Genomic DNA, 24,971 nt, shown 5'->3' with positions numbered 1-24,971 from the left:
CCTTACCGTAGCACGGAGTGACCCGGCCCGAAGAATCCCAGTTCAGCGACCAGGCCCCAGCAGCGGCCAGGTACCGGCCGGGCCGTTCACCGGCCGGAGCCCAGCATGTCCTGCTGCAGCGCCAGGAGTTCCGAGGGGTAGCGCAGTTCGGACCTCAACCGGTCGTCGATGGTGGCGTACGGACGGACCGTGCCCGGGAAGGCCCGCATCCAGGTCCGCAGCAGCGGGTCCGCGGTGTCCCACTGGTAGAGCGCCACCGCACCGCTCGACACGTCCACCGTGGCCTTCACCGAGTCCCGGATGTAGTCGACCGCGCCGCCGCCCATCGCGGTGCCGACCTCCGCCGCGAAGGGGTAGCTGTCGCTGGTCGTGTAGCCGTCCACGACCCACTCGGTCCGGCCGCCGACGGTGACCTGGTACGGGCTGGCGCCGGTGCGCAGCCAGGGGGCGACCGCCTGCACCCGCTGCCGCGCGTCCGAGGCGGCCACCCGGACCGGCGCCGTGTCGGCGGACGAGGCGCCGCCGGCCGCCCCGCCGGCCCCGGCGGACGCGGCACCGGACGCGCCCGCCGAGGGGGACGCCTGCAGTGCCCCCGCCCGTGGCGCGACCGCTGCCGTGTACCCGCCGATCCCGTACGCGGCCGCGGTGGCCGCGCTGTTGCGGGCGACGTAGGGCGCCTCCTTGGCCTGCGCGTCCGGCTGGACCTGGAAGTGCTGCACCAGGGCGGGGCAGACCGAGCCGATCAGCACCGAGGAGAAGGCCATCAGGGCCAGCCCGGTCAGCGGCAGCGCCCAGCTCCGGCGCACCGGGGTGGCCAGGAACAGCACCGCGCAGATGACCGCGATCCCGCACATGACCGTCTTGGCCGGCAGCACCGCGTTGGCCTCGGTGTAGCCGACCCCGTTCAGGCCGTCGGCCGCGTGTTCCGCCCCGGCCTTCACCGCCAGCGAGTAGCGGTCCAGCCAGTAGGCCACCGCCTTCAGGGCCACCAGCAGGCCCAGCAGCACCCCCAGATGGCTCTGGGCCGGGTAGGACAGCAGCCGGCCGGGGCCCTGCGTCCTGATCCCGCCGTAGAGGTAGTGCGCCAGCGCCGCGGTGACCGCCGAGACGGCCAGCGCGACCAGGCCGAAGTCGACCAGGAAGCGGTACCAGGGCAGTTGGAAGACGTAGAAGGAGATGTCCTGGTGGAACTGCGGGTCGACGCTGCCGAAGGAGGTGCCGTTGGCCGCCGCCAGCCAGGTCTTCCAGGCCGCCGCCGCGGCCGCGCCCGCCAGCAGCCCGGGCAGCATGGCCACCGCGACCAGCGACCGGACCCGGTGCCGGGCCACCGAGGTCCGGTAGCGCTCCAGGTGCCGCTGCTCGAAGGACATGGCGCTCAACGGCGGCCGCAGCCGGTACGCCAGCCAGGCGTTCAGCGCGGTGGCCAGCCCCATCAGCACACCGAAGGCCAGGAACAGCATGCCCTGGGTGCGCAGCCGGACCGTGTACACGCCGGAGAAGCCGACCGACCGGTACCAGAGGCGTCCGGTCCACAGGTCGAAGGCGATCAGCGACACCAGGAACAGCAGCACCAGCACGAACAGGGTCGCCAGCAGAACCCGGGCAGCCGCGCGCACGCCGGTACGTCCACGGAGGACGCCCGGCGGCCGACAGCCGCCGTGGTCGGGCATCTGGAAGACCAACGCACGCACCTCACGACAGTGGTTCCTGGCGGCGCTGCGGGAACAGCACCCCAGAAGGCAACTGAACAGACCCGCCTTCTGGTTCCCGGACCGGGTGACCTGCTGCCGCCGTGATGAGGTCGTAGCCTCCGGCGTGTGAGGATGGATGGCATGTCGGAAACCCTTGAGGAGAGCCTTCCTCCCGCCGCCCGCCCGATCACCCGCGCCGTCCTGGAGATCGACGAGTACGCCGCCGGCCTCGGCTGGGACCAGCCGGCGCGGCTGTTCGCGCTGGTGGACACCGCCGCGCTGCTGAAGAACGAGCCGGGCCTGGCCCGGCAGCTGGGCCTGGAGCCCGGCGCCACGGACCAGTTCACCCCGATCGAGCAGGACGAGGTGCCCAAGGGCACGCCGCTGGACACCTTCCTCGGCACCATCGCCTGGCCCGACGCGGTGGCCGGCTGCGCGCTGGTGGTGGAGCGGCTGATCCTGCCGCCGACCGCCGAGGCCAAGCTGCCGGAGGGCGTCTCGGAGAAGGAGCTGGCCGCCTGGGTCGCCAAGCACCCGGAGCGGCAGGAGGTCCGGATGACCGTCGCGGTGCTGCGGGACGGCACCAGGGAGACGGCGCTGCGGCTGCGCGAGAAGGACTCCGCGCGCGAGGTGCTGACCGGGCCCGCCCTGGTCCCCGGGCTGGCCGAGGCCCTGCTCACCACCTTCGCCTGACGGGCCCTTCCGTCCCCCGGCAGCTCCCGCTGCCCCTTGCTGCCCCCTGCCGCCGGTCGCCTACCTGCTGCAGGCGGGCAGCGCCGAGAGGTCGCCCGAGCGGATCTCGGCCAGGTCGGTCACCGCCTGCGACAGCTTGTCGACCTTGATCAGCCGCAGCCCTGACGGGGTGTCGGCGGCGGCCTCGGCGCAGTTGGACGACGGGGTGAGGAAGTACTGGGCGCCCGCGTTGCGCGCCGCGATGATCTTCATGGAGATGCCGCCGATCGGTCCGACCGTCCCGTCGGCGTCGATGGTGCCGGTGCCGGCGATGAACCTCCCGCCGGTCAGATCGGTGGACTGGAGCTTGTCCACGATGCCCAGGGCGAACATCAGCCCCGCGCTGGGGCCGCCGACGTCGCCCAGGTTGATGTCGATGGTGAACGGGAAGGTGTGCTCGGTGCCCGGCTGGATGCCGACGAAGGCCTTGCCGGTGTCGGGGTTCTTGGCCGTGGTGACGGTGACCTGCTGCAGGTTGCTGCTGGTCTTCCCGGGCGGGATGACCGTGAAGACGACGTCCTGGCCCGGCTGGTGCTTGGTGACCAGGGCGGCCACCTGGTCGGGGTCGGTCACCTTGGTGCCGTCCACCGCGACCACCACGTCCCCGGCGTGCATCCGGCCCACCGAGGGGCTGCCCTCGACCACCGCGGACACCACCACCTCGGTGCCGACGGGGATGCCCAGCTGGGTCAGCGCCGCCGCCTTGGCGCTGTCCTGCGACGCCGAGAACTCCTCGGCGTTCTGCGCCTCGGCCTGCTTCTCGGTCTGGTTGTCCGGGTAGAGGTTGCTGTGCGGAATGACCGCCTGGTCGTGCCGCAGCCAGCCGGTGACCGCCTCGACCAGGTTCAGCGTGTAGTCCGCGCTGGTCACCTCGACCGTGGTCATGTTGAGGTTCCCGGTGGTCGGGTAGGTGGAGCGGCCGCTGATGGTGATCACCTGCTTGCCGCCCTGGGCGCCCAGCGTGTTGTACGTCGGGCCCGGACTCATCTCCGAGTAGGGCACCTTGATCAGCACGGCGGCGCAGAACAGCGCTATCAGCAGCAGCGTGGAGGCGAGCATCGTCGCGGAGCGGCGTGGCATGGCACGACCCTACGGGACGCTTCGCACCGGCCGCCCGGCGGACTGCTGCTCCCGGGTACGCGGCTTCCCGGGCCCCGACCGGGAACGGCGGCCCGGAGCGGCGGCCCGGAGCAGCTGTCAGGACTCGGGCAGGTCGATGCCGCGTTCCATGGCCTCGCGGAAGCGCTGATGCTCCGCCAGGGCGTCGTGGTCACCGGTCGACCTGGTCCGGCCGGACCAGACCACCCAGAGCATGGCGAAGACTCCGGCCACCACGGGGATGATCAACCACGCGAGAGCGCTCATGTCGTACTCCCAGCTCATCGTGTATAGGAGCAGACTATCCGCTCATCGTGGCAACGATCGCGGGGCCGTCCGGGTCCCGCCCGGGGAACAGACGGTCGAGCCGTTTCCCTGCCGCCGCCGATCGGGTGACGGCACGTCACCGTCCGGCCCCGCAGGTGCCGGTCGGCGGCCGGCCGTCAGCAGGAGGCGACCCACTCCTCGGTGCCGTCGGCGAAGCGCTGGTGCTTCCAGATCGGGACGGTGTGCTTGAGGTCGTCGATCAGCCGGCGGCAGGCCTCGAACGCCTCACCGCGGTGCGCGCAGGAGACCGCGACGATCACCGCGGCATCGCTCACCTCGAGCTCGCCGACCCGGTGCACCGCGGCCAGGGCCACCACTGGGAAGTCGGCGGCGACCTTCTCGGCCACCCGGCGCAGCTCCGCCTCGGCACTGGGATGGGCGCTGTAGTCCAGCGCCGTGACGGTCTTCCCGCCGTCGTGGTCGCGCACCGTGCCGACGAAGACGGCCGTGCCCCCGGCGTGGGTGTCGCCGACGGCGGCGTACACCTCGTCCAGGGAGAGCGGGGCCTCCCGCAGCGCGAGCAGGCGGATCGGGTCGGCGTCAGCGGCTTCCATCATGGTGTCCATCATGACCGATGACGGCTCCGCCGCCCTCATCGTTTCCGTATCGCGGATATTACTTTCCACACAAGCTTCCGTCTCGGGCTCAGATCCGCCGCCGCTTGCGCGCCCGGCGCACCAGCGCCGCCGTGCCCACCAGCGCCACCGTCGCGCCGGCCGCGCCCAGGGTGGTCGCCGCGTCCTTGCCGCCGAGCCGGCGGCCGGCCACCGCGTGGTTGCCGGAGACCTGTTCCAGCAGTTCGCCCAGCACCTCCTCGTTGGTGTGCAGCGGACGCCAACCGGCCTCGTGCAGCCTGCTGCCGGACACCACCCACGGGTACATCGTGTAGGCCAGGTCCCCGGCCGGGGCCGGGGTCAGCCCGAGCCGGTGCAGCCGGGCCGCCGTGCCCAGGGCGAGCGAGGCCGGCAGCTCCATCCGGCGGATGCCGGTGATCTCCTCGACCTCCTCCTGCTCCAGCCAGCCGTCGCAGCCGACCGTGACCTCGCCCTCGACCAGGCCGAGCGCCGCGTACTCCAGCGCCGCCGTCAGGTCGTCCACGTGGCAGAACTGCCAGCAGGGACGGGAGCCCGCGACCACCAGCAGCCGGGGCGCCTCGAAGTGGCGGGTCAGCACGGTGTCCACGCCGGGACCGACCACGACCGCTGGGCGCAGCACGGTGACCGAGAGCCCGGGGTGCGCGTGCGGCGCGCGCCGGCCCAGCCGCTCGATCTCCAGCAGGTCCCCGACCAGGGAGGCCTCCTCGGTGGCGCGCAGCGGCGCGTCCTCGTCCAGCGGGACCTCGTTGTCGTCCAGCGCTCCGTAGACCATGGCGGAGGTACACAGCACCACCCGGTGCACCCCGGCGGCGGCCGCGGCGGTGAGCACCGTCTGGGTGCCGCGGACGTTGTAGGCGCTGCGGGTCCGGGGATCGGTGTCCATGCCCAGGTCCTGGGCCAGGTGCACCACCACGTCGACCCCGGCCAGCCGCTCGGCCACGGCAGGGTCCCGGACGTCCAGCACCCGCCACTGCACCCCGGGCACGTCGCCGCGGCGCTCGTCGATGGCCAGGACCCGCTTCACCGCGGTCGAGGCGGAGAGCCGGGCGGCCAGCCGGCTGCCGATACCGGAGGCGGCGCCGGTGACGGCTACGACCAGCGGCGGCCCGTCGTACTCGGGCGCCACGCCCTCCGCGTCCGCGGGGCCGTACTGCTCGACGGTCAGCCCATCGGCGGTCAGCCCAGAGCGAACGTGCGAAGGTGGGGAACTCACCGGCTCTCCTTCACGGTTAATTTTGATGCGTACGCGTGATGCGTTCGTGCGACCCGTTCGTGCGGGTCACGTATCGACCATCCTGCCCGAGGCAAGGGTGCGGCGGTGCACCCGGCACGGTGGCGCCCGGCAGTGACCGGAAACCACCCGCCTGTTTGCACCCGCCGCGGCCCCGGGCATACCCTCCCCCGCCGCTCGGACGCGACGGCCGACGAGATCGAGGCAGCTCGTGAACGACTTCCCCTTCGGCTTCGGCCCCTCAGGAAATAACGAGGAACCCGAGGACGGCAAGGAGAGCGGCAAGTCCGACCCGGGCGGCTCCGGCTCAGGTTCTGGATCCGGTTCGGGTTCGGGCTCCGGCGGTCCGGCCAACCCGTTCGGATTCCTCGGCGGTCTGCCGGGGATGCCCGGCGGCGGATCGGGCAATCCGCTGGAAGGCCTCTTCGGCGCGATGAACCCCGGCGATCTGGGTGCGGCGTTCCAGCAGCTGGGCCAGATGCTGTCGTTCGACGGGGGCCCGGTCAACTGGGAACTGGCCAAGGACCTGGCGCGCCAGGCGGTGGTGCAGGGCGCCGAGGACGGCTCGAAGGACCGTTCGGTGGGTGAGGCCGAGCGGACCGCGGTGGTCGAGGCGATGCGGCTGGCCGATCTCTGGCTGGATTCCGCCACCGCGCTCTCGGTCGGCGCCGGCACGGCGGTCGCCTGGAGCCGCGCCGAGTGGATCGAGGCCACCCTGCCGGCCTGGAAGGAACTGGTCGACCCGGTGGCCGAGCGGGTCGCCAACGCCATGGGCGGAGTGGTGCCCGAGGAGATGCAGGCCATGGCCGGCCCGCTGCTCGGGGTGATGCGCAGCATGGGCGGCGCGATGTTCGGCTCGCAGATCGGCCAGGCGCTGGGCGCGCTGGCCGCCGAGGTGGTCGGCTCCACCGATGTGGGCCTGCCGCTCGGCCCGGCCGGCAAGGCCGCGCTGATGCCGCAGAACATCGAGGCCTTCGGCGAGGGCCTGGAGGTGCCCGCCGACGAGGTCCGCCTCTACCTGGCTCTGCGCGAGGCCGCCCACCAGCGGCTATTCGCCCATGTGCCGTGGCTGCGGCAGCACCTGTTCGGCGCGGTCGAGGCCTACGCCCGCGGCATCAAGGTCGACGCGAGCCGGCTGGAGGACCTGGTCGGCCAGATCGACCCGAGCAACCCCGAGTCCATGCAGGAGGCGATGGCCGGCGGCCTGTTCCAGCCCGAGGACACCCCCGAGCAGAAGGCCGCGCTGGCCCGGCTGGAGACCGCGCTGGCCCTGGTCGAGGGCTGGGTGGACGCGGTGGTGCACGCCGCCGCGGCCCCGCACCTGCCGCACGCCGCCGCGCTGCGGGAGACGCTGCGCCGCCGCCGGGCCACCGGCGGACCGGCCGAGCAGACCTTCGCCACCCTGGTCGGCCTGGAGCTGCGGCCGCGCCGGCTGCGGGACGCCGCCCGGCTGTGGGCCTCGCTGGCCGACGCCCGGGGCACCGACGGGCGGGACGCGCTCTGGGAGCACCCGGACATGCTGCCCACCGCCAAGGACCTGGACGACCCGGACGGCTTCGTCCACCGCGAGGACCAGCCCGCGACCGAGAACAGCATCGACTTCAGCAAGCTGGACGAGATGCTGGGCAAGGCCGCGGCCGCCGGCGACAAGCGGGCCGGCAGTGCGGGCGACGAGAGCGACCGGCGCGAGGGCGACGACAAGGGCGGCAACGGCGACGGGGACAAGGCGTGAGCGGTCAGCTGCACGCCGACACGGTCCGCACCCTGCGGGAGTGGGCCGCCCCGGACGACGAGGAGGAGCTGCTGCGGCGCGACTACCTCGACCATCTGGAGGCCCGGCCGGAAGGGGTCTGGCGGTCCTGCCGTCCGGCGCACATCACCGCGAGTGCGCTGGTGGTCGACGTCGAGCGCGGGCGGGTGCTGCTGACGCTGCACCCCAAGGTGGGGCTGTGGCTCCAGCTCGGCGGCCACTGCGAGCCGGAGGACACCACGCTGGCCGGGGCCGCCCTGCGGGAGGCCGTCGAGGAGTCCGGCATCGCCTCCGGTCTGGTTCCGTATCCGGCGGACAGCCCCGCGCCGGTGAAGCTGGACCGGCACGCGGTGCGCTGCGCCGGCAAGGACCAGCCGGAGAACACCCACCTCGACGTCCAGTACCTGGTACCGGCGCTGGCGGACGCGGTGGAGCGGATCAGTGAGGAGTCACTGGAGCTGCGCTGGTTCGGCTACGACGAGCTGCCCGAGCTGACCGACACCTCGGTGCGGGTGCTGGTGGCCCGGGCCCGGAAGCTGCTGGGCTGACGCGGTCCGCCGGCGCCGTTCGCTGACGCGCCGTCCGCTGACGCACCGTCCACACCGTCCGCGCCGGGGCGGCACAGCCGGGCGCGGCTCAGCCGCAGTCGTCGAGGTCCTCGGGCCGGGACTCCTGGCGCGGTCCGGGGACGTGCGGCAGCCGGGCCGCCGCCACCACGCCCTCCAGGTAGCCGCGGGCCCGCTCGGTGCGCGGGTAGCCGGCCAGCAGCGCCCAGAACCGGGGGCCGTGGTCGGCGACCAGCAGGTGCGCCAACTCGTGCAGCAGCACGTACTCGACGACGTACTCGGGCATCCCCTGCAGCCGGTGCGACAGCCTGATGGTGCCCTCGACCGGGGTGCAGGAGCCCCAGCGGGTGTTCTGGTTGGTGACCCACCGGACGCTCACCGGGACGGCCCGGCCGTCGAGGTAGCGGGCCGAGAGGCCGGCGGCCCGGGCGGCCAGGGCGTCGTCGCCGAGCACCTGGCGGCTCTCCTGGGCGGCGAGCTTGTCCAGCATCTGCGCGACCCAGCGCTTCTCCTCGGCCGCCGACATCCGGGCCGGGATCAGCACCACCGTCCGGTCGCCCTCGCGGTAGGCGGACACCGTCCGACTCCGGCGGGCGCTCCGGCGCACCTCTACGGACTGCGCCGCGGCGCTCTCCCCGGAGGCATCCGGAGCGCGCCGACGCGGCACAGGAGGACGGGAATCCGGTCCGGCTGCCACGCGCCAGACGTTACCTGCTGGCAGTGACAGAAGTCCTCCCTCATGGCCGAATTGAGACTCCCGGGTCGGCTGTCTCACAGCCTCAAATCCGGACAGATATCGCCAGATCCGACAGACCGGAAGGCCGCGGTGCGGCATTCCTCCGATCATCGTCCCAAGGCTGTGGATAGCTTTCCGCACGATCGAGCCAATCCGGGCATGCTCAGGGACGGAGCCGCGATCATCGCGCGATTCACCCGCGATTCACCGGAGGAGAGCCATGCGACCTTGTCTCAAACCCGCTCTGCGCCGGGCCTGGCGCGACCGCAGCACGCTGCAGTTCGGCGTCGGCCGGGCGCACACCGCCCTGCTCACGGCCGCCGAGCCCGGCGAGGCGGAATTCCTGGAGCTGCTCGACGGCACCAGGGAGCTGCCGGCCCTCGCCGACGAGGCGGCCGGGCTGGGGATCCCGCAGGAGCGGGTGGACAGCCTGCTGTCCGAACTGGCCGCTTCGAGCGTGCTGGACGACACCGCCGCCCAGCGCGACCTGCTGCAGCTGCCGCCGCCCGAACTGGCCCGGCTCCAGCCCGACCTGGCCGCGCTCTCGCTGGCGCACCCCGCCCCCGGCAGCGCCCCCGCGCTGCTGCTCGCCAGACGCAGGGCCAGGGTCCAGGTCCGCGGCGCCGGGCGGGTCGGCGCGGCGATCGCGGCGGTGCTCGCCGCCGCCGGGATCGGCCAGGTGGAGGTGGTCGACGGGGGCAGGGTCAGGGAGCAGGACACCTCCCCCTGCGGGCTGCTGGTCGGCGACACCGGCCGCTACCGGGCCGCCGCCGCCAGGGCCGCGGTGCGCCGGGCGGCGCCGGGCCGCCCTCAGGACCGCTGCGACAGCGGGAGCGCCGAGCGCGCCCCCGACCTGGTCGTGGTGGCGCCGCGGGGGGACTCCGCCGGGCTGCTCGCCGACCCGGAGGTCGGCCGTGAGCTGCTCACCTCCGGCATCCCTCACCTCTACGCCGGGGTGCTGGAGACCCTCGGCACGGTCGGCCCCTTCGTACTGCCCGGCACCACCGGCTGCGGCCGCTGCCTGTCGCTGCACCGGGCCGACGAGGATCCGGCCTGGCCCAAGCTGCTGGCCCAGCACTGCTCGGGGCGCGGCTCCGGTCTTGGCAGCGGGGGCAGCGGCGGCAGTGCCCCCTGCGACACCGCGCTGGCCACCACCGTGGCCGGACTGGCCGCCCTGCACTGCCTGATGTTCCTCGACGGCGGATCACCCCCTAGCCTGGGCGGGTGGGCCGAGGTCTCCATGGTGGACGGCTCGATGCGGCGCCGACCGCTCGACCCCCATCCGGACTGCGGCTGCCGCTGGGGCGGCCAAGGCTCCGAGGAACCGAAGCCCTGAGGAACAGAGCCCTGACAAGGCTCTGAGGGACAGAGCTCTGAGGGACAATGATGGCGACCCCCGCCCGTCGACTGGGAGGCATGCGTGAGCGATCTTCCGCGTAAAGCCGTGACCCGCACGGCCAAGCTCGCCGCCCTCCCGCTGGGGATGGCGGGACGGGCGACCCTGGGCCTCGGCAAGCGGATCGGCGGCCGCCCCGCCGACGTCGTCGCCGCAGAGATGCAGCAGCGCACCGCCGACCAGTTGTTCCGGGTGCTGGGCGAGCTCAAGGGCGGGGCGATGAAATTCGGCCAGGCCCTGTCGGTGTTCGAGGCCGCGCTCCCGGAGGAGGTCGCCGGACCCTACCGGGCCGCGCTCACCAAGCTGCAGGAGGCCGCGCCGCCGATGCCGGCCGCCTCGGTGCACACCGTGCTCGCCGAGCGGCTCGGGTCCGACTGGCGCGATCTGTTCCTGGAGTTCGACGACAGGCCGGCCGCCGCCGCCTCGATCGGCCAGGTGCACCACGCGGTCTGGCGCGACGGCCGCGAGGTCGCGGTCAAGGTGCAGTACCCGGGTGCCGGCGACGCCCTGCTCTCGGACCTGACCCAGCTGGGCCGGGTGGCCCGGCTGATCGGGCCGCTGATCCCCGGGCTCGATGTGAAACCGCTGATCAGTGAGTTGCGCAACCGGGTCACCGAGGAGCTGGACTACGGACTTGAGGCCCAGTCACAGCGGGTCCACGCCGAGGAGTTCGCCGACGACTGGGACATCAGGGTGCCGGGCGTGGTCGCCCAGGGCGACCAGGTCCTGGTCACCGAGTGGATGGACGGCGTGCCGCTGTCCGAGGTGATCAGCAGCGGCACCCGGGAGCAGCGCGACCGTGCCGGGCAGTTGCTGGCCCGCTTCCTGTTCGCCGGTCCCGCCCGCACCGGACTGCTGCACGCCGATCCGCACCCGGGCAACTTCCGGCTGCTGGTCGACGACGGCCCCGCCGATGGCTGGCGACTGGGCGTGCTGGACTTCGGCACGGTGGACCGGCTGCCGGAGGGGCTGCCGCTGCCGATAGGCACCGCACTGCGGATGGCGCTGGCGGGCGACTCCCAGGGGGTACTGGAGATGCTGCGGCAGGAGGGCTTCGTCAAGCCGACGATCGACCTGGACCCACCGGCCGTGCTCGACTATCTGCTGCCGATCATCGAGCCCGCCGCGGTCGAGGACTTCCACTTCACCCGGAGCTGGATGCGCGCGCAGGCCGCCCGGGTCGGCGACCCGCGCTCCCCCGCCTACGCCCTGGGCCGCCAGCTGAACCTGCCGCCGGCGTACCTGCTGATCCACCGGGTGACGCTGAGCACCATCGGCGTGCTCTGCCAGCTGGACGCGACCGCCCGGCTGCGCGACGAGCTGCTGGAGTGGCTGCCGGGCTTCGCCGAGGCCGAGGACTGGGCCGAGGCCGAGGCCTGAGCGGCGCCGGGCGGCGGACAGCCCGCAGGCCCGGAACCGCGACGGGTTCCGGGCCTGCTCGGTTCTGATGTGTTCGTGGTGCGTGGTGCCGGTACTGCGGCTGTTACTGCATGACCACGGCGGCGAGCGCCTTGCGCGCCTTCAGGGTCATCCGCTCCGCGCGCCGTCTGAGGTGGACGGCGCGCACGAGTCGTTCGTGCTCGGCCTCCTGCAGGCGTTCCTGCATATGGACACGGGCCAGGGCTTCGGGCATGAGTTGCATGTGGAGGCTCCTACGGGGGCTGGTGGCCGGTTCGGTACCCCGGCGGGGTTCGGTGCTGGTGCTGGTGAGCTGGGACATCTGGGCCTGCTTGTCGGACGTCGGATCGGTGGACGGTTGGAAGGCTGCGGGTGCGGCCAGGTCGGACTTGGCGGTTGCCTCGCGCACGGACCTCCGCAAGGCGTTCGCGGCGGTGGGGCGGGCGGTCACGCGACGACCTCGTTCTTGCGCGGACGGCCCCGGGGCCGCTTCCGGGCGACGACGACACCCTGGACGAAGAGCTCGCCGCCCCAGACGCCCCAGGGCTCCCGGCGCTCGAGCGCGCCCTGGAGGCAGGCGACCTTGACCGGGCAGGTCCCGCAGAGCGACTTGGCGTACTCGACGTCCGCGGGGGTCTCGGCGAAGAAGACCTCGGGGTCGAGGGTGTGACAGGGGATGGGGGCGCCGACGGTGTCGGCGTCTCCGAACGCGGTGAGCTGCATAAGTGGTACCTCCGGGGGGTGAGCCTGCTCGGTGGGTGAAGCGGTGGGCGCGTGCGGGGCGGTCGGGCTGGTCACCGGTGACACGTTGTCCTCGTGTTCTCTGTCGTTGCGTTCTGGTTCGCTGCGTTCTGGGACTGCGTTGTGAAAACAGAAGGGCCGCGGTTCCCGAGTGGGAATCCGCGGCCCTGGAAGGCGACCTGACGCTCAGTCAGGGTCGATCTCTCCAGGGTTCGGGCCCGCGGTAGGCCTTGCTTGCGTACTGCTGGTGGTTTCCGGCACCCGGTGCATAGACGTGGCCCCGATTGGCCTCGACTGCTGCTACGGATGCCGACATCGGTCGCTCATCGCGCATCGTCATCCACGTCGCCAGTCCGCCTTCGACGCCGGTCACGTCGGAGCCGGCGCCAAAGCCGCCGAGCCCGGCCAGGATCGGGGCAGGGATGGGCAGCACGGCGGCGGGCGCGCCAAGGCAGGCGGCGGTCATGGGCCGACCAGTCAGTTTGATCAGGGTTGTCATCACAATGTCCGCCTCCTCTCGGCGTGCTCGGATCCCGGCGGGCCGGGAACCTCGATGGTCAGTTGTCGGTACTGCAGGTACTGCGGGTGGTGCGGGTGTTGCAGGTGGTGCTGGTGACGGCCTCGTTCTCGACCGTCTCCGGCACGCTAGTGTGCTCCGCGCTGCGGGCGCAAACTATTTTTCCAGCGAGTTCGCTCCGGTGTCTCGCTCGTCCCAGAGGTCCGGAATGTCGTCCGATTCGTCCGGCTCTTCCGATGACCCCTCAACGGGCGCGGAGGCGCCCGGAGACTCCCCACGACACAACGAGAGCACGGCCGCACCGTACTTGTCCAGCTTCGCCCGGCCCACTCCGGCGATTCCGGCCAGTTCGCCGACCGATCCCGGGGCGTCCTCGGCGATCGCGATCAGCGTCGCGTCGGTGAAGACGCAGTAGGCCGGCAGGCTCTGCGCCTTCGCCTGCTCGCCGCGCCAGTCCCGGAGCCGCTCGTACAGGCCCTCGTCCAACTCGGACGGGCAGCCGTCGCAGCGCCGCAGCTTGCGCTCCACCGCCTCGGTGAGCACCCGGCCGCAGACCCGGCACTTCAACGGGGCCCGGCTCCTGCGGGCCGCGCCCGCGCCGGCCGCGCCGCCCGTGACCGACCCGCCGGCGCCCCCTGCGCCGCGGACGGCCCGGACCGGGGTGCCGGGGCGCAGCCCGTCCAGGAAGCGGGACGGCTGCCGGCTCGCCCGGCCGCCCGGCGAGCGGGCCAGCGCCCAGGACAGGCCGAGGTGCGCCCGGGCCCGGGTCACCCCGACATAGAGCAGCCTGCGCTCCTCCTCGATCTGCTCGTCGGACCTGGCGTAGGTGATCGGCACCATGCCCTCGGTCAGTCCGACCAGGAACACCGCGTCCCATTCCAGGCCCTTGGCGGAGTGCAGCGAGGCGAGGGTGACGCCCTCGACCGCCGGCGCGTGCTGGGCGGCGGCCCGGGCGTCCAACTCGGTGACGTACGCCGACAGGTCGGCCGGGAGCCCGAGGGCCAGCTGGGCCGCCTCGAACTCCTCGCCCAGCCGGACCAGCGCGGCCAGCGACTCCCAGCGCTCGCGGACGGCGCCGGACCCGCCGGGCGGCTGCGGGGTGAAGCCGCGGGTCGAGAGCACCGCGCGGACCTGCTCCGCCAGGGTCTCCGGGGCGCCGTCGAGCAGCGGGTCGCTGCTGCCCCGGGCCGCGCCGCGGAGCAGCATCCCGGCCTCGCGCACCTCGGGGCGCTCGAAGAAGCGCTCGGCCCCGCGCAGCTGGTAGGCGATGCCCAGGTCGGCGAGGGCCTGCTCGTAGACGGCGGACTGGCCGTTGATGCGGAACAGCACCGCGATCTCGCTGGCCCGCACCCCGGCCGCGAGCAGCGCCTGGACCTTCCTGGCGGTGCCCTCGGCCTCGGCGGGCTCGTCCTGGTACTCGGTGTAGACCGGGTCGGGTCCGGCGTCCCGCTGCGAGACGAGCTCCAGCCGGCCGGCCGCGGCCCGGCCCCTGGCCTGGGCCAGCAGCCCGTTGGCGAGGTGGACCACCTGCGGGGTGGAGCGGTAGTCGCGGACCAGCTTCACCACCGTGGCGTCGGGGTGCTTCGCCCGGAAGTCGAGCAGGTAGGACGGGGTGGCGCCGGTGAAGGAGTAGATCGTCTGGCTGGCGTCGCCGACCACGCAGAGGCTGGAGCGCGGGCCCAGCCACAGGTCCAGCAGCCGCTGCTGCAGCGGCGAGACGTCCTGGTACTCGTCCACCACGAAATGCTGGTACTGGGCCCTGACCTGGTCGGCGACCTCGGACCGCTCCTCCAGCACACCGACGGCCAGCAGCAGCACGTCCTCGAAGTCGATGACCCCGCGGTCCCGCTTCAGCTCCTCGTAGACCTTGTAGACCTGGCGGATCTCGGCCGGGTCCCGCGGCGCCTCCCGGCCGGCCTTGCGGGCCGCCGCCGGATAGTCCTCGGGGACGGTCTGGGTGACCTTGGCCCACTCGATCTCGCCGGTCAGGTCGCGCAGTTCGGTGCGCTCCAGCCGCAGCCGGCAGCGCGCGGCGGCCTCGGCGACCAGCTGGACCTTGCGCTCCAGCAGCCGTGGCAGCTCCCCGCCGACCACCCGCGGCCAGAAGTACTGGAGCTGGCGCAGCGCGGCCGAGTGGAAGGTCCTGGCCTGGACCCCCTCGGCGCCGAGCTGGCGCAGCCGGCCGCGCATCTCCCCGGCGGCGCGCGCGGTGAAGGTGACCGCGAGCACCCGCTGCGGCTGCATCACCCCGCTGCGGACGCCGTACGCGATGCGGTGGGTGATCGCCCGGGTCTTGCCCGTCCCGGCGCCCGCAAGGACGCACACGGGACCGCTGAGGGCCGTGGCGACGGCACGCTGCTCCGGGTCGAGCCCGGCGAGCACGGCGTCGGCGTCCTGCGGGGGGAAGGGCTGCGCGCCCGGGAGCTGAACCTGCATGGGCCCATCCTCTCAAGCCCGGCGGACACTCCGGCCCCGTTGTCCACAGCCCCGGTGTGTAGATATGGCCGGGGCGGGCGCCAGGGAATGTTCCGCCCGACAGCGGCGTTCCACCTCCGGCCCGCCGACCGACGAACGCCGACCTGCGAAGCACGAAGGAGCGACCTCGATGTCCGCCACGATCACCATGTACAGCACCACCTGGTGCGGATACTGCCGTCGGCTGAAGACCCAGCTCGACCGCGAGGGCATCGGCTACACCGAGGTCAACATCGAGCACGACCCGGACTCGGCCGCGTTCGTCGAGAAGGTCAACGACGGGAACCAGACCGTGCCGACCGTGCTGTTCCCGGACGGCTCCGCGCTGACCAACCCGTCGCTGGCCCAGGTCAAGGCGAAGCTCGCGGTCTGAGCCGCGAGCCGAGACGCCGGTCGGGCCGCAAGCGGCCCGACGACAGCCCCGCCGTATGAGCACCCCGCGGCGGGGCTGTCCGCTGTGCCGGCGGGCTAGTCCCCGGCGCGCCGGCCGAGGGAGTACACCAGCCGGTTGCGGTCGGCGCAGTAGCGGGTCTCGGTCACCCGGATCGGCCCCGCCTCGGTGAAGCCGGTGCGCAGCTGCACCAGCAGCGGGACGCCCGGGCCCGCCTGGAACCACTGCGCCTCCTCCGGGTTGGGCATCCGTGCGGCCAGTTCGTCCACGCAGCCGATCTCCACATGCCCGGCCGACCCCAGCGCGACCTCGTCGCCGCCCTCGACCGGGTCCGGGTCCATCAGCGCGGTGCTGGCCGCGAGCGCCACCGGGTAGTGGCTCTCCTCGATCGACCAGGGTTCGCCGTCCATGTGCCGGAGCACCCGGCGCAGCACCACCGCCTCGCCGGCCTTGATCCGCAGCCGGTCGGTGATGTCAGTGGTCGCTCGTACGATCAGCATTTGGAAGTCGGCCGTCAGTTTCCGCCCGGCCCGCTCCGCCTCCGCCGCATACGACTGCGAGGGCGGGGTGAGCGGAGTTTCGAACGCAGGATCGGTCGGCGCTCGATATGCGTGGTGATCCAGAACCGGATGGTCCTTGAGATAGGTGCCTTTTCCCTGGACCCGGATCAGAAGACCTTCATTGACCAGCACATCAACTGCTAGTCGGACAGTATTACGAGCTACCCCGTATTGATTTTCGAGCTCGTTTTCCACCGGCAGCGGTTCCCCGCCCTGCCACTCTCCGGTCATGATCCGGCGACGCAGATCCGCAGCCAGCCGCTGGTATTTGGGGGCCTGTCCGGGGCCACGAGAAATGTTCACCCAGCGAATGTAGCCATTTGGCTTGCGCGACATCCGAGAAACCAGCCAACATAAGTCAAGATTGGCGTAATACCACTCCATCCAACCACTTGCGTGCTATCCCCATCCATGCCCCGAATGCAGCAATCCGGGGCGACCCCAGCCATCAGCCACCTCGCACGGCCGGAGCAGCCACGATGACCAACCGGAGAGCCTGGGCCGCGATCGCCTCCTTCCCTCCGCACCCGCAGAACGTCCGCCACGCCCGGCGGATCACCCGGACCGCACTGGCGGCCTGGGGCGCAGACGACCTGGTCGACAGCGCGGAGACGGTGGTCTCCGAGTTGGTCACCAACGCCCTGGTGTACGGCCGCGGTCCGGTCGACCTGACCCTGGCCCTGACCGGCCGGCACCTGCGGATCGCCGTCACCGACGAGGGCACGTCGCTGCCGGTGGCCAGGGAGGCCGCCGAGGACGCCCAGAGCGGCCGCGGACTGTCCATCGTCGGGATGCTGGTCGAGAGCTGGGAGGTGGTGGTCCGGCTCACCGGGAAGACGGTGACCTGCGTCCTCGCCGTCCAGCCGTCGGCCGTCGACGGGTTGGAGGGAGTGCGGGAACCGGACTTGGCCGACGCCCGGCTCCCCGAACCCGCCGTGGTCGGCGGAACGCAGCGGCGCCGTGTCCGCCCTTCGGGTGAACACGGCGCCTGAAGCACACAGGGGGCGCACGCCCCCGACTCTCACGCTCTCAGAACCGGACTGCCAGAAACGGGACCGGCAGAACCGGGACTACCAGCGGGCGGACTCCGGCAGCGGTCCGCCGTACCAGAGCTCCACCAGGCGCCGGGCGATGGAGATCCCGGAGGGCGGCAGTACCGTGCCGTCCTCCATCCCCGCCCTGAGCTCCTCGCGGGAGAACCAGCGGGCCTCGGACAGCTCCTCGCCGTCGACGGTGATGTCGGTACCGCCGTCGCTCGCGTCGGCGCGCCCGAGGAAGCCCAGCATCAGGCTGGACGGGAACGGCCAGGGCTGGCTGGCCACATAGCTCACCGAGCCGGGGTCCACCCGCACCCCGGCCTCCTCGGCGACCTCCCGGGCCACCGCCTGCTCCAGTGACTCCCCCGGCTCCACGAAGCCGGCCAGGGTCGAGTAGCGCCCCTCCGGCCACAGCGCCTGACGGCCCAGCAGCGCCCGGTCCTGACCGTCGGTGATCATCATGATCACCGCCGGGTCGGTCCGCGGGTAGTGCTCGTGCGCGCAGGAGGTGCAGCGCCGCACATGGCCGGCCAGCGCCGGGACGGTGGGGTGGCCGCAGCGCGAGCAGAAGCGGTGCGAGCGGTGCCAGTTCTCCAGCGCCACCGCGTGCACCAGCAGCCCCGCGTCCCGGGCCGCCAGCAGCGCGCCGACCTCGCGCAGCCCGGCGGTGCGGGCATCGCCGTCCAGCCGCCCGGGCAGGGTGCCGCCGGTGAGCGCGACCGCGAAGTACGCCGCGCCGTCCTCGTCGACGCCCAGGAAGTAGCGCTCGCCGCCCTCGGGGGCCTCGAAGCTGGGCAGCAGCACCAGTTCGGTGCCCTGCTCGGTGTCCATGACGAACGCCTGGCCCTCGGCGACCGCCAGCACCCGGGTGTCCGGGTGGCTCCAGGCCGCTGCCAGCCAGGGCTCGTCCTGGCGGTGCTCGGCGGCCCGGTCGACCCCGGCCCTGGACAGGGCCAACGGCGGGTACGCGTCCGGCCGTCTCTGGTGCTGCGTCCCCGCATGTTCCTGCACAGTCACGTGGTACCCATCTCCCCGATCATCACTGCTCACCGTCGTGTGCCAATCACCGCGACTTATTCCGCCGGCGGTACAAGTCAGGATTTCCCGGCGCCGTCAGCGGGCCGGGTCCAGTGCTCGGCGAGGTCGCCCCAGAGGTACGCGGAGGTCTCCACACCCTTGGCGAGCAGGTCGAGCTCGACCTTCTCGTTGACCGAGTGCCAGCCGTCCGAGGGGACCGAGATCCCGAGGAACAGCACGGGGGCGCCGAGCACGTCCTGCAAATCGGCCGCAGGTCCGGAGCCGCCCTCACGGGTGAACAGGATCTTCTGTTCGAATGCGCGGCCCATGGAGCGGACCACCGACTGCAGCGCGGGGTGGTCCAGCGGCGTCAGACAGGGCCGGGTGGTCCCGGTGAAGGTGATCTCGTGCCGGATGCCGGCCGGCAGCCGGTCGGCCACCCAGTCGGCCACGGCCTGCCGGACCTTCTCCACGTCCTGGCCCGCGACCAGCCGGAAGGACAGCTTGAGATGCGCCCGGGAGGGGACGATGGTCTTGCCGCCGGGGCCGGTGTAGCCGCCCTGGACGCCGTTGACCTCGGCGGTCGGCCTGGCCCAGATCCGCTCCAGGGTGCTGAACCCCTGCTCCCCTAGGACCGCCCGGGACTTCGCCACGCCCAGCCACTGCGCCTCGTCGAACGGCAGCTCGGCGAAGAGCGCGCGCTCCTCCGCGGTCAGCTCGACCACCCCGTCGTAGAAGCCGGGCACGGCCACCCGCCGGTCCTCGTCGTGCAGCCCCGCGACCAGCCGGGCCGCCTCGGTGGCCGGGTTGGGCACGGCGCCGCCGAAGGAGCCCGAGTGGATGTCCTGGGACGGGCCGAACAGGTCGATCTGCAGCTCCACCATGCCGCGCATGCCGGTGCACACGGTCGGGGTGGTCTCGCCCCACATCCCGGTGTCGGAGATCATCACCACGTCGGCCGCGAGCCGGTCCGCACGAGCCCGGATCAGCGCGCCGAAGTTCGGCGAACCCGACTCCTCCTCGCCCTCGACCAGCAGCTTGAGGTTGACCGCCGGGGCGGTGCGGCCGGTCGCCGCCAGGTGCGCCCGCACGCCCAGGGTGTGGAAGAAGACCTGGCCCTTGTCGTCGGCGGCGCCGCGGGCGAACATCCGCCCGTCCTTGACCACCGGCTCGAACGGGTCGGTCGCCCAGCCGTCCTCGCGGGCGGCCGGCTGCACGTCGTGGTGCCCGTAGACCAGCACGGTCGGGGCGTCCGGGTCGCCCGAGGGCCACTCGGCGAAGACCGCGGGCAGCCCGCCGTCCTCGGTCTCCCAGACCTCCGCCACCGGGAACCCGGTCTCCAGGAGCTTCCCGGCCAGCCACTCGGCGGATTGCCGGACCGAGCCGGAACGGCCGGGGTCGGCGGAGACGGAGGGGATGCGCAGCCAGGCCGCGAGGTCGTCGAGGAAGGCGCTGCGGTGCTCGGCGATGAACTCGCGGACCGCGCTGTCCGGGGAAGTCGTCATGGGACGACTCTAGTTCGATCTCCGAGCCCGCCCGCCACCACGGCGGTCCACCGTGGCCACCGTCACGCCCGGCGCGACGACGGCCACCGCCCGCCCGGCCGTCCGCCTGCCGTCCGTCTGCCGTGCGCCCGGCACCTGGCCCTCCGCTCAGCCGGTGCGCCGGCTCAGCACCACCCGTGAACGGGTGAACCCGGCCGCGAGCAGCCAGGCCAGCACCGGCAGGCCCAGGACGATCACCGCCATCGAGGACCAGGGCATCGTCAGCGGGCCCCGTTCCGACAGGTCCACCATGCCGCTGGCGGGGTCGAACCAGGGCATCCCTTCCGAGGCCTGGGACCACCACAGTCCGGCCGCCGGCACCAGCCCCGCCGCCGCTCCCAGCAGCGCGCCCATCGCCGCGATCACCGCGCACTGGAAACCGGAGAGGGTCCGCCTGATCCTCGGCGCGGCCCCGACCGCGGCCAGGGTGGCCAGGTCCGCCTGGGAGTCGGCCGAGGCGAGGCCGGTGGTGATGCCGGCTGCCGCGATCGCGACCACCGCGGCGGCGATGGCCAGGCCGATGGCGATCGCGCCGTGGGAGCCCTGGTAGCCGCGCTCCACCTGAACCGAGCCGAGGCCGATCGCGGTGACCGCGGCCTGGGCGCGCTGCTTCTCGGCGGAACCGGTAGACCGCCCCGGCAGCCAGATCGAGCCGGCCGGCGAGGTGCCGAGCCCGATGCTGCGCGCGGTGGCCGGACTCATCAGCCCGGTGACCTGGCCGGCCGGCTTCGACAGCGCGAAGGCGGGGACGGACAGCTTCCTGGTGACCGTGGCCGACGTGCCGCCCTTGCCGTTGCCGGTGATCCCGACGGAGATGGTCGCACGGCCGTCCTTGATGTAACGGGCGTCCTGGACCAGCAGCTTCCCCTGCTCCAGCGCCCGGACGGCGGCCGGATCGGTCACCCCGGCCAGGTTGCGCAGCACGGTGGCGTCGCCGGCCACCAGGGTGCCGAACTCGGAGAAGCCTCCCCGGTCGGTCCGGCAGCGGGCGTCCGTCCTGGCGAGCCGTCTGATCGCGTCGGCGTTCTGATAGCCGGGCCGGGGACTGCCGTCGGCGCTGAAGGCCGGGCAGATCTGGTCCGCCGGCAGCTCCACGGACAGGTCGGCGCACGGCTGGTCGCCGACGCAACCCGCCCCGGGGTACCGCAGTCGGTAGACGTCGCCGCGCGGGCCGAGGCCGCTGATGCTGCGTTCCACGGCGGAGCTCTCCCGGGTGGCGACGCCGGCGCCGTCGCCGGCGGTCAGCATCACCGCGCCGCTGGGCGCGGAGGCGTGGTAGCCGGCCCGGCCCTGCGCGTCCCCGCTCGCCTGGTAGGCGGAGACCGCGACCGCCCCGGCCACCGCCGCCATCACCGCCGCGACCGCCGGAGCGGTACGGCCCCGGTTGCGGGTCGAGTCGCGCAGGGCCAGCCGCGGCCCGAGCGGCAGCAGCCGGGCCAGCCTGCCGAACTGCCCGACCAGGAAGGGGGTGCAGGCCACCACGCCGAGTTCGCCGATCATCGACCCCGCGGTGATCGCGTACTCGGGCCGGACCGACTTGGTCCCGGCCAGCGCCACCACGGTGCCGACCGCGATGGCCGCCACCCCGACCACGGTGAGCCGCTTGGCCGGCGGCCTGACGCTGCCGCGGCCGCTCAGCGAGGCGACCACCGGCTGCCGGGCAGCCTGGATCGCCGGCACGACCGCCGCCAGCAGCCCGGTGACCAGACCGACGGCGACCACCGCCAGCAGGTCCAGCGGCTGCAGCGAGAAGTGTCCGAAGCGGGCGCCGGCCTTCTGCTCCAGCCAGCCGCGTCCCAGTGCGACCGCGACCGCCCCGAGCACCACGCCGACCAGCGCGCCCGCGGTCCCCAGCACCACGCCGCCGCCCAGGACCACGGCCCGGATGTGCGACCGGTCGCCGCCGCCGGCCGCGATCAGGCCCAGCTGCCGCCGGGACCGGCGCGCGCCGACGGCGAAAGCCGGACCGGCCAGCAGCACGATCTCCAGCAGCGCCATGCCCACCACGGTGGCGAACACCGCCAGCTCCGCCGAGTCCACCCGCGCGCTCAGGGAGTAGTAGGTCGAGTCCTGATAGAGCGTCACCGAGCTGTCGGGCGGCGGATCGGCGATCACGGCCCGGGAGGCGACGCTGAAGCCCGACTCGTCGGCGCGCTGGACGGCGGCCCAGCTGAACGGGGCGTCGCCGGGAAGGGTGACCAGCCAGGAACCGTTCGCGCCGCTGTCCGAGGAGTCCTCGGGGAGGAGCGCGGCGAAGGCGCCCGGGCGGCCGAGCACGGCCTCCTCGTGCAGGTCACCGGGGTACTCGACCACGGCGGTGATCTTCAGCGGCCGTCCGCTGCCCACCGGGGTGGTCGTGCCGCCGAGCTTCAGCCCGGCGTCGGAGAGGAAGGCCGAGGTGACCGCGACCTCGTCCGCGGCGCCGGGCAGTCGCCCCTGACGGAGCGTCACCATGCCTTTCAGCAGCGGGTCGGCCAGGTCGGCTTCGCGGAGCACGACACTGGTCTGCCCGTAGGCGGTGGACACCGTGACGAAGTGCCCGGCGTCCAGCGGCACCGCCGTGGCGCCGGGCGGCAGGGCCTCCTTGAGCAGGCGGCCGACCGGCTCCCCGGCCCTGGCCTGCTGCGCCGCCGTCGCCTTCGCGGCGTCCGTGGCCTGCAGCCCGTTGTCCGGGTCCGGGGCCTGCTTCAGCGGGATGCCCGGCGAAACAGGGTCCACCCGGGCCGCCGCCGACCCCATCCGGCGGTCCAGGGACTGCTGCACGCTCAGATGGGCGCTGCGGGCGGTGATGTCCGCGGCGGACGCCCCCAGCACCGGCACCGCGATCATGGCGATGACCAGGGCGCTGCGGCCCTTGGCCCGCAGCGCGTCTCGGCGGGCGATGCGCAGCGCGGCCCGCCAGGCGGAGAGCTTCATTCGGTGTCCCCTGCCGTGTCCGACCCGCCGGAGCCGCCGAGATTGCCGAGGCCCACCCGCAGGCTGGCCTCGACCCTGGCCGGCCCCGACTCGTCCACCAGCCGGCCGTCGCGCAGGAAGACCACCCGGTCCGCCCAGGCCGCGTGCCGGGACTCATGGGTGACCATCACCGCCGCCGCCCCCGCGTCGCAGCGGGCCCGGAGCACGGCCAGGACGGCCTCACCGGTGCTGGAGTCCAGCGCGCCGGTCGGCTCGTCCGCGAGCACCAGGCGGCGTTCGCCGATCAGCGCCCTGGCGATGGCCACCCGCTGCTGCTGGCCTCCTGACATCTCGTCGGGGAAGCGGTCGGCGAGCTCGGCGATGCCGATCTCGGCGAGCGCCGCCTGCGCCTCGGTCCGCGCCCTGCGGGCGGACAGCCCGTCCAGTTCACGCGGCAGCGCGATGTTCTCCGCGGCCGTCAGCGCCGGGACCAGGTTGAAGTCCTGGAACACATAGCCGATCGACCTGCGCCGGACCGCGGCCAGTGCCCTGGTCGTCAGCGCGCCCAGCTCCTGCCCCTCCACCACCACCCGGCCCGAACTGGCCGCGTCCAGGCCGCCGGCCAGGGTCAGCAGGGTGGACTTGCCCGAGCCGCTGGGGCCCATCACCGCGACGAACTCGCCCGGCAGCACATCCAGGTCGACCCCGCTCAGCGCATGGACCTCGGCCGGGCCGGCGCCGTGCACCCTGGACACCGCCTGCAACCGCAGGACGGGTGCTATGGGCGTGTCCTTCCACTGCTGTGCGCTCGTCTCCGGTGCGCTCATCGCTCCCGCTCTCCCTCTCGTACGGCCGTCTCCCGGGCAGGCCGCGCGGCGTGCCGGATCAGTCGGGTCTCGCAGTTGTTCAGCCAGTTGAGCTCCGCCTCGGCCTGGAACACCTGCTGGTCCAGGACCAGCAGCCAGGCCAGGTCGGGGCCGGCCGCCCCCGGCCGCTCCACCGCGGCCAGCGCCCTGGCCTTCAGCCGGGTGAGCGCCTGCAGGGCGGTCATGGTGTGGCCGCGCTGGGCCTGCAGTACGGCGGTGGCGTCGACACCGGGGACGGTGACGGCCATCGCGAGCTTGATCGCCAGCTCGTCGCGCGGCGGGCTGCGCCGGTCGACCGGGGTGTCGAACCAGGAGCGCAGCTCCTGGCGCCCCTGCTCGGTGACGGCGTAGAAGACATGGCCCTCGTCGTCCTCGCCCGAGGGCTCGACCAGTCCGTCCCGCTCCAGCCTGCTGAGCGTGGTGTAGACCTGGCCGACGTTCAGCGGCCAGGCGGAGCCCGTGCGCGACTCGAACTCGGTTCTGAGCTGGTAGCCGTAGCGCGGCCCCTGGTCGAGCAGCGCGAGCAGCCCGTGGCGGATGGACATACCGCGTATGTATACCCGGTATGCATGGCCGGATCAAGCTGCTGCGGCTCGGCCCGCGGGCCCGGGGCCCCCGGCTCCAGGCGCTAGGTTCTAGGGGTGAGCCCTCTCCGCATCGCGACCTTCAACCTGCTCCACGGTCAGCCGCTGGACGGGGACGGCAGCCCCCTCCCGCTGTCCGCCGACCCGGCCGCGCCGCTCGCCGAGGCGGTCGCCGCGCTCGACGCCGACGTCCTGGCCATGCAGGAGGTCGACCGCTACCAGGAGCGGTCCGGGCTGGTGGACCAGGCGGCCGTGGCCGCCAAGGCGCTGGGGGCGGACGACTGGCGCTTCGCCGCCGCCCTGCACGGCCGGCCGGCGCCGGGCGCGGGCTGGATCCACGACACCGGCCTCGCCGGCCGGCTGGCCTACGGCCCGGAGGACCTCGACACCGGCGCCGACCATCCCTCCTACGGAACGGCGCTGATCACCAGGCTGCCGGTGCACCATTGGCGGGCCCGCCGCTTCGCCCCGGCGCCGTTCGGGCTGCCGCTCAAGGTGGCCGGGCGGCGCGGGCTGATCCCGGTCCCGGACGAGCCGAGGGCAGCGCTGGCCGCCGTGCTGGAGGGCAGCCACGGCCCGTTCACCGTCGTCGCCGCGCACCTGTCCTTCGTGCCCGGCTGGAACATGGGCCAGCTCGCCGGCATCCGGCGCTGGATCGCCGACCTGCCTGCGCCGTACCTGCTGCTCGGCGACTTCAATCTGATCGGCCCGGTGCCGCGCACCGTGCTGGGCGGGGCCGCGATCGTCGACGGGCTGGGCCGCGAGCGCTGGCGCCGGGACCGGGCGCCGCGCCGCGAGCGCGGACGGGAGGCCCGCGAGGCCC

24 protein-coding genes are annotated in these 24,971 nt (G+C 73.3%); 8 read left to right on the top strand and 16 right to left on the bottom strand.

All coding sequences use genetic code 11. From position 1 onward, the window contains the following. Positions 1 to 86 precede the first annotated feature (86 nt). Positions 87 to 1,691: a UPF0182 family protein gene (locus tag TR46_RS25380; protein WP_152626672.1), complete on the bottom strand. Its 1,605-nt coding sequence runs from the start codon at positions 1,689 to 1,691 to the stop codon at positions 87 to 89. Positions 1,692 to 1,832: 141 nt separating this feature from the next. Here TR46_RS25380 and TR46_RS25375 point away from each other — a divergent pair, with 141 nt between their 5' ends. Further along, positions 1,833 to 2,384: a PPA1309 family protein gene (locus tag TR46_RS25375; protein ID WP_042405330.1), complete on the top strand. Its 552-nt coding sequence runs from the start codon at positions 1,833 to 1,835 to the stop codon at positions 2,382 to 2,384. A gap of 60 nt (positions 2,385 to 2,444) precedes the next feature. Here the strand turns inward: TR46_RS25375 and TR46_RS25370 are convergent, their stop codons facing one another. From TR46_RS25370 to TR46_RS25355, 4 genes are all read right to left on the bottom strand, one after another. Continuing rightward, entirely contained in the window at positions 2,445 to 3,503 is a 1,059-nt protein-coding gene (locus TR46_RS25370; protein WP_042405328.1) for a YlbL family protein, read from the bottom strand. A gap of 117 nt (positions 3,504 to 3,620) precedes the next feature. After that, positions 3,621 to 3,788, bottom strand: coding sequence for a hypothetical protein (locus TR46_RS43230; RefSeq protein WP_169790666.1), 168 nt, complete (start codon positions 3,786 to 3,788; stop codon positions 3,621 to 3,623). A gap of 176 nt (positions 3,789 to 3,964) precedes the next feature. Continuing rightward, entirely contained in the window at positions 3,965 to 4,405 is a 441-nt protein-coding gene (locus TR46_RS25360) for a molybdenum cofactor biosynthesis protein MoaE (RefSeq protein WP_236655493.1), read from the bottom strand. An 88-nt stretch (positions 4,406 to 4,493) separates the two neighbouring features. After that, positions 4,494 to 5,570 (bottom strand): NAD-dependent epimerase/dehydratase family protein, encoded by a 1,077-nt coding sequence (locus tag TR46_RS25355; RefSeq protein ID WP_042405391.1) that lies wholly within the window; start codon positions 5,568 to 5,570, stop codon positions 4,494 to 4,496. A gap of 316 nt (positions 5,571 to 5,886) precedes the next feature. On the opposite strand from TR46_RS25355, the gene TR46_RS25350 reads away from it, so the two are divergent. Both TR46_RS25350 and TR46_RS25345 read left to right on the top strand, forming a co-directional pair. Further along, positions 5,887 to 7,407 (top strand): zinc-dependent metalloprotease, encoded by a 1,521-nt coding sequence (locus TR46_RS25350; RefSeq protein WP_042405323.1) that lies wholly within the window; start codon positions 5,887 to 5,889, stop codon positions 7,405 to 7,407. Beyond that, positions 7,404 to 7,973 (top strand): NUDIX hydrolase, encoded by a 570-nt coding sequence (locus TR46_RS25345; RefSeq protein WP_236655492.1) that lies wholly within the window; start codon positions 7,404 to 7,406, stop codon positions 7,971 to 7,973. The genes TR46_RS25350 and TR46_RS25345 overlap by 4 nt, the downstream gene beginning before the upstream one ends. A gap of 88 nt (positions 7,974 to 8,061) precedes the next feature. Here the strand turns inward: TR46_RS25345 and TR46_RS25340 are convergent, their stop codons facing one another. After that, positions 8,062 to 8,658 (bottom strand): M48 metallopeptidase family protein, encoded by a 597-nt coding sequence (locus TR46_RS25340; RefSeq protein ID WP_063770670.1) that lies wholly within the window; start codon positions 8,656 to 8,658, stop codon positions 8,062 to 8,064. A 289-nt stretch (positions 8,659 to 8,947) separates the two neighbouring features. On the opposite strand from TR46_RS25340, the gene TR46_RS25335 reads away from it, so the two are divergent. Both TR46_RS25335 and TR46_RS25330 read left to right on the top strand, forming a co-directional pair. Then, positions 8,948 to 10,063 (top strand): ThiF family adenylyltransferase, encoded by a 1,116-nt coding sequence (locus TR46_RS25335; RefSeq protein WP_042405318.1) that lies wholly within the window; start codon positions 8,948 to 8,950, stop codon positions 10,061 to 10,063. Positions 10,064 to 10,147: 84 nt separating this feature from the next. After that, on the top strand, positions 10,148 to 11,503 hold the full coding sequence (locus TR46_RS25330; protein WP_042405316.1) for an ABC1 kinase family protein: 1,356 nt from the start codon (positions 10,148 to 10,150) through the stop codon (positions 11,501 to 11,503). A gap of 103 nt (positions 11,504 to 11,606) precedes the next feature. On the opposite strand, the gene TR46_RS43225 is transcribed toward TR46_RS25330, so the two are convergent. From TR46_RS43225 to TR46_RS25315, 4 genes are all read right to left on the bottom strand, one after another. Further along, positions 11,607 to 11,930 (bottom strand): putative WhiB-interacting protein, encoded by a 324-nt coding sequence (locus TR46_RS43225; RefSeq protein WP_152626671.1) that lies wholly within the window; start codon positions 11,928 to 11,930, stop codon positions 11,607 to 11,609. Positions 11,931 to 11,968: 38 nt separating this feature from the next. After that, positions 11,969 to 12,319 carry a WhiB family transcriptional regulator gene (locus TR46_RS25320; RefSeq protein ID WP_304941303.1) on the bottom strand — a complete coding sequence of 117 codons (351 nt, stop codon included), beginning with the start codon at positions 12,317 to 12,319 and terminating at the stop codon, positions 11,969 to 11,971. A 133-nt stretch (positions 12,320 to 12,452) separates the two neighbouring features. After that, positions 12,453 to 12,761: a hypothetical protein gene (locus TR46_RS41355; RefSeq protein ID WP_152626670.1), complete on the bottom strand. Its 309-nt coding sequence runs from the start codon at positions 12,759 to 12,761 to the stop codon at positions 12,453 to 12,455. A gap of 174 nt (positions 12,762 to 12,935) precedes the next feature. Beyond that, positions 12,936 to 15,215 (bottom strand): ATP-dependent DNA helicase UvrD2, encoded by a 2,280-nt coding sequence (locus TR46_RS25315; protein ID WP_042405312.1) that lies wholly within the window; start codon positions 15,213 to 15,215, stop codon positions 12,936 to 12,938. A 169-nt stretch (positions 15,216 to 15,384) separates the two neighbouring features. Between TR46_RS25315 and TR46_RS25310 the strand changes: the two genes are divergently transcribed. After that, positions 15,385 to 15,627, top strand: a complete 243-nt coding sequence (locus TR46_RS25310; RefSeq protein WP_042405310.1) for a mycoredoxin — start codon at positions 15,385 to 15,387, stop codon at positions 15,625 to 15,627. Between the two features lie 95 nt (positions 15,628 to 15,722). On the opposite strand, the gene TR46_RS39890 is transcribed toward TR46_RS25310, so the two are convergent. Beyond that, a complete protein-coding gene (locus tag TR46_RS39890) occupies positions 15,723 to 16,541 on the bottom strand; it encodes a GntR family transcriptional regulator (protein WP_161790193.1) in 819 nt (272 codons plus the stop codon). Between the two features lie 143 nt (positions 16,542 to 16,684). On the opposite strand from TR46_RS39890, the gene TR46_RS25300 reads away from it, so the two are divergent. Continuing rightward, positions 16,685 to 17,197 (top strand): ATP-binding protein, encoded by a 513-nt coding sequence (locus tag TR46_RS25300; protein ID WP_052433084.1) that lies wholly within the window; start codon positions 16,685 to 16,687, stop codon positions 17,195 to 17,197. A gap of 78 nt (positions 17,198 to 17,275) precedes the next feature. Here TR46_RS25300 and nudC read toward each other — a convergent pair whose 3' ends face one another. From nudC to TR46_RS25275, 5 genes are all read right to left on the bottom strand, one after another. Beyond that, the gene (gene nudC, locus TR46_RS25295) at positions 17,276 to 18,199 is read right to left on the bottom strand and encodes an NAD(+) diphosphatase (RefSeq protein WP_042405306.1); all 924 of its coding nucleotides are present in this window, start codon (positions 18,197 to 18,199) and stop codon (positions 17,276 to 17,278) included. A 137-nt stretch (positions 18,200 to 18,336) separates the two neighbouring features. Then, positions 18,337 to 19,764 carry a dipeptidase gene (locus tag TR46_RS25290; protein ID WP_042405304.1) on the bottom strand — a complete coding sequence of 476 codons (1,428 nt, stop codon included), beginning with the start codon at positions 19,762 to 19,764 and terminating at the stop codon, positions 18,337 to 18,339. Positions 19,765 to 19,911: 147 nt separating this feature from the next. After that, positions 19,912 to 22,719, bottom strand: coding sequence for an FtsX-like permease family protein (locus tag TR46_RS25285; protein ID WP_042405303.1), 2,808 nt, complete (start codon positions 22,717 to 22,719; stop codon positions 19,912 to 19,914). Next, positions 22,716 to 23,525 carry an ABC transporter ATP-binding protein gene (locus tag TR46_RS25280; RefSeq protein ID WP_042405302.1) on the bottom strand — a complete coding sequence of 270 codons (810 nt, stop codon included), beginning with the start codon at positions 23,523 to 23,525 and terminating at the stop codon, positions 22,716 to 22,718. Before TR46_RS25280 ends, TR46_RS25285 begins: the two co-directional genes overlap by 4 nt. Continuing rightward, positions 23,522 to 24,109 (bottom strand): PadR family transcriptional regulator, encoded by a 588-nt coding sequence (locus TR46_RS25275; protein WP_042405301.1) that lies wholly within the window; start codon positions 24,107 to 24,109, stop codon positions 23,522 to 23,524. Before TR46_RS25275 ends, TR46_RS25280 begins: the two co-directional genes overlap by 4 nt. A 96-nt stretch (positions 24,110 to 24,205) precedes the next feature. Between TR46_RS25275 and TR46_RS25270 the strand changes: the two genes are divergently transcribed. Further along, a partial coding sequence (locus TR46_RS25270) for an endonuclease/exonuclease/phosphatase family protein (RefSeq protein WP_152626669.1) occupies positions 24,206 to 24,971 on the top strand: 766 nt, incomplete at its 3' end.

The sequence above is a fragment of the Streptacidiphilus carbonis genome (assembly GCF_000787775.1).
Lineage (GTDB): Bacteria > Actinomycetota > Actinomycetes > Streptomycetales > Streptomycetaceae > Streptacidiphilus > Streptacidiphilus carbonis.
This window is presented reverse-complemented; position numbering and strand designations above follow the sequence as displayed.

Coding starts and splice junctions, on each gene's coding strand:
- TR46_RS25315 (WP_042405312.1), bottom strand. CDS start 15,215: ATGCAGGTTCAGCTCCCGGGCGCGCAGCCCTTCCCCCCGCAGGACGCC.
- TR46_RS25300 (WP_052433084.1), top strand. CDS start 16,685: ATGACCAACCGGAGAGCCTGGGCCGCGATCGCCTCCTTCCCTCCGCAC.
- TR46_RS25360 (WP_236655493.1), bottom strand. CDS start 4,405: ATGATGGAAGCCGCTGACGCCGACCCGATCCGCCTGCTCGCGCTGCGG.
- TR46_RS41355 (WP_152626670.1), bottom strand. CDS start 12,761: ATGACAACCCTGATCAAACTGACTGGTCGGCCCATGACCGCCGCCTGC.
- TR46_RS43230 (WP_169790666.1), bottom strand. CDS start 3,788: ATGAGCGCTCTCGCGTGGTTGATCATCCCCGTGGTGGCCGGAGTCTTC.
- TR46_RS25280 (WP_042405302.1), bottom strand. CDS start 23,525: ATGAGCGCACCGGAGACGAGCGCACAGCAGTGGAAGGACACGCCCATA.
- TR46_RS25290 (WP_042405304.1), bottom strand. CDS start 19,764: ATGACGACTTCCCCGGACAGCGCGGTCCGCGAGTTCATCGCCGAGCAC.
- TR46_RS25370 (WP_042405328.1), bottom strand. CDS start 3,503: ATGCCACGCCGCTCCGCGACGATGCTCGCCTCCACGCTGCTGCTGATA.
- TR46_RS25335 (WP_042405318.1), top strand. CDS start 8,948: ATGCGACCTTGTCTCAAACCCGCTCTGCGCCGGGCCTGGCGCGACCGC.
- TR46_RS39890 (WP_161790193.1), bottom strand. CDS start 16,541: ATGTCGCGCAAGCCAAATGGCTACATTCGCTGGGTGAACATTTCTCGT.
- TR46_RS25285 (WP_042405303.1), bottom strand. CDS start 22,719: ATGAAGCTCTCCGCCTGGCGGGCCGCGCTGCGCATCGCCCGCCGAGAC.
- TR46_RS25275 (WP_042405301.1), bottom strand. CDS start 24,109: ATGTCCATCCGCCACGGGCTGCTCGCGCTGCTCGACCAGGGGCCGCGC.
- TR46_RS25375 (WP_042405330.1), top strand. CDS start 1,833: ATGTCGGAAACCCTTGAGGAGAGCCTTCCTCCCGCCGCCCGCCCGATC.
- TR46_RS25310 (WP_042405310.1), top strand. CDS start 15,385: ATGTCCGCCACGATCACCATGTACAGCACCACCTGGTGCGGATACTGC.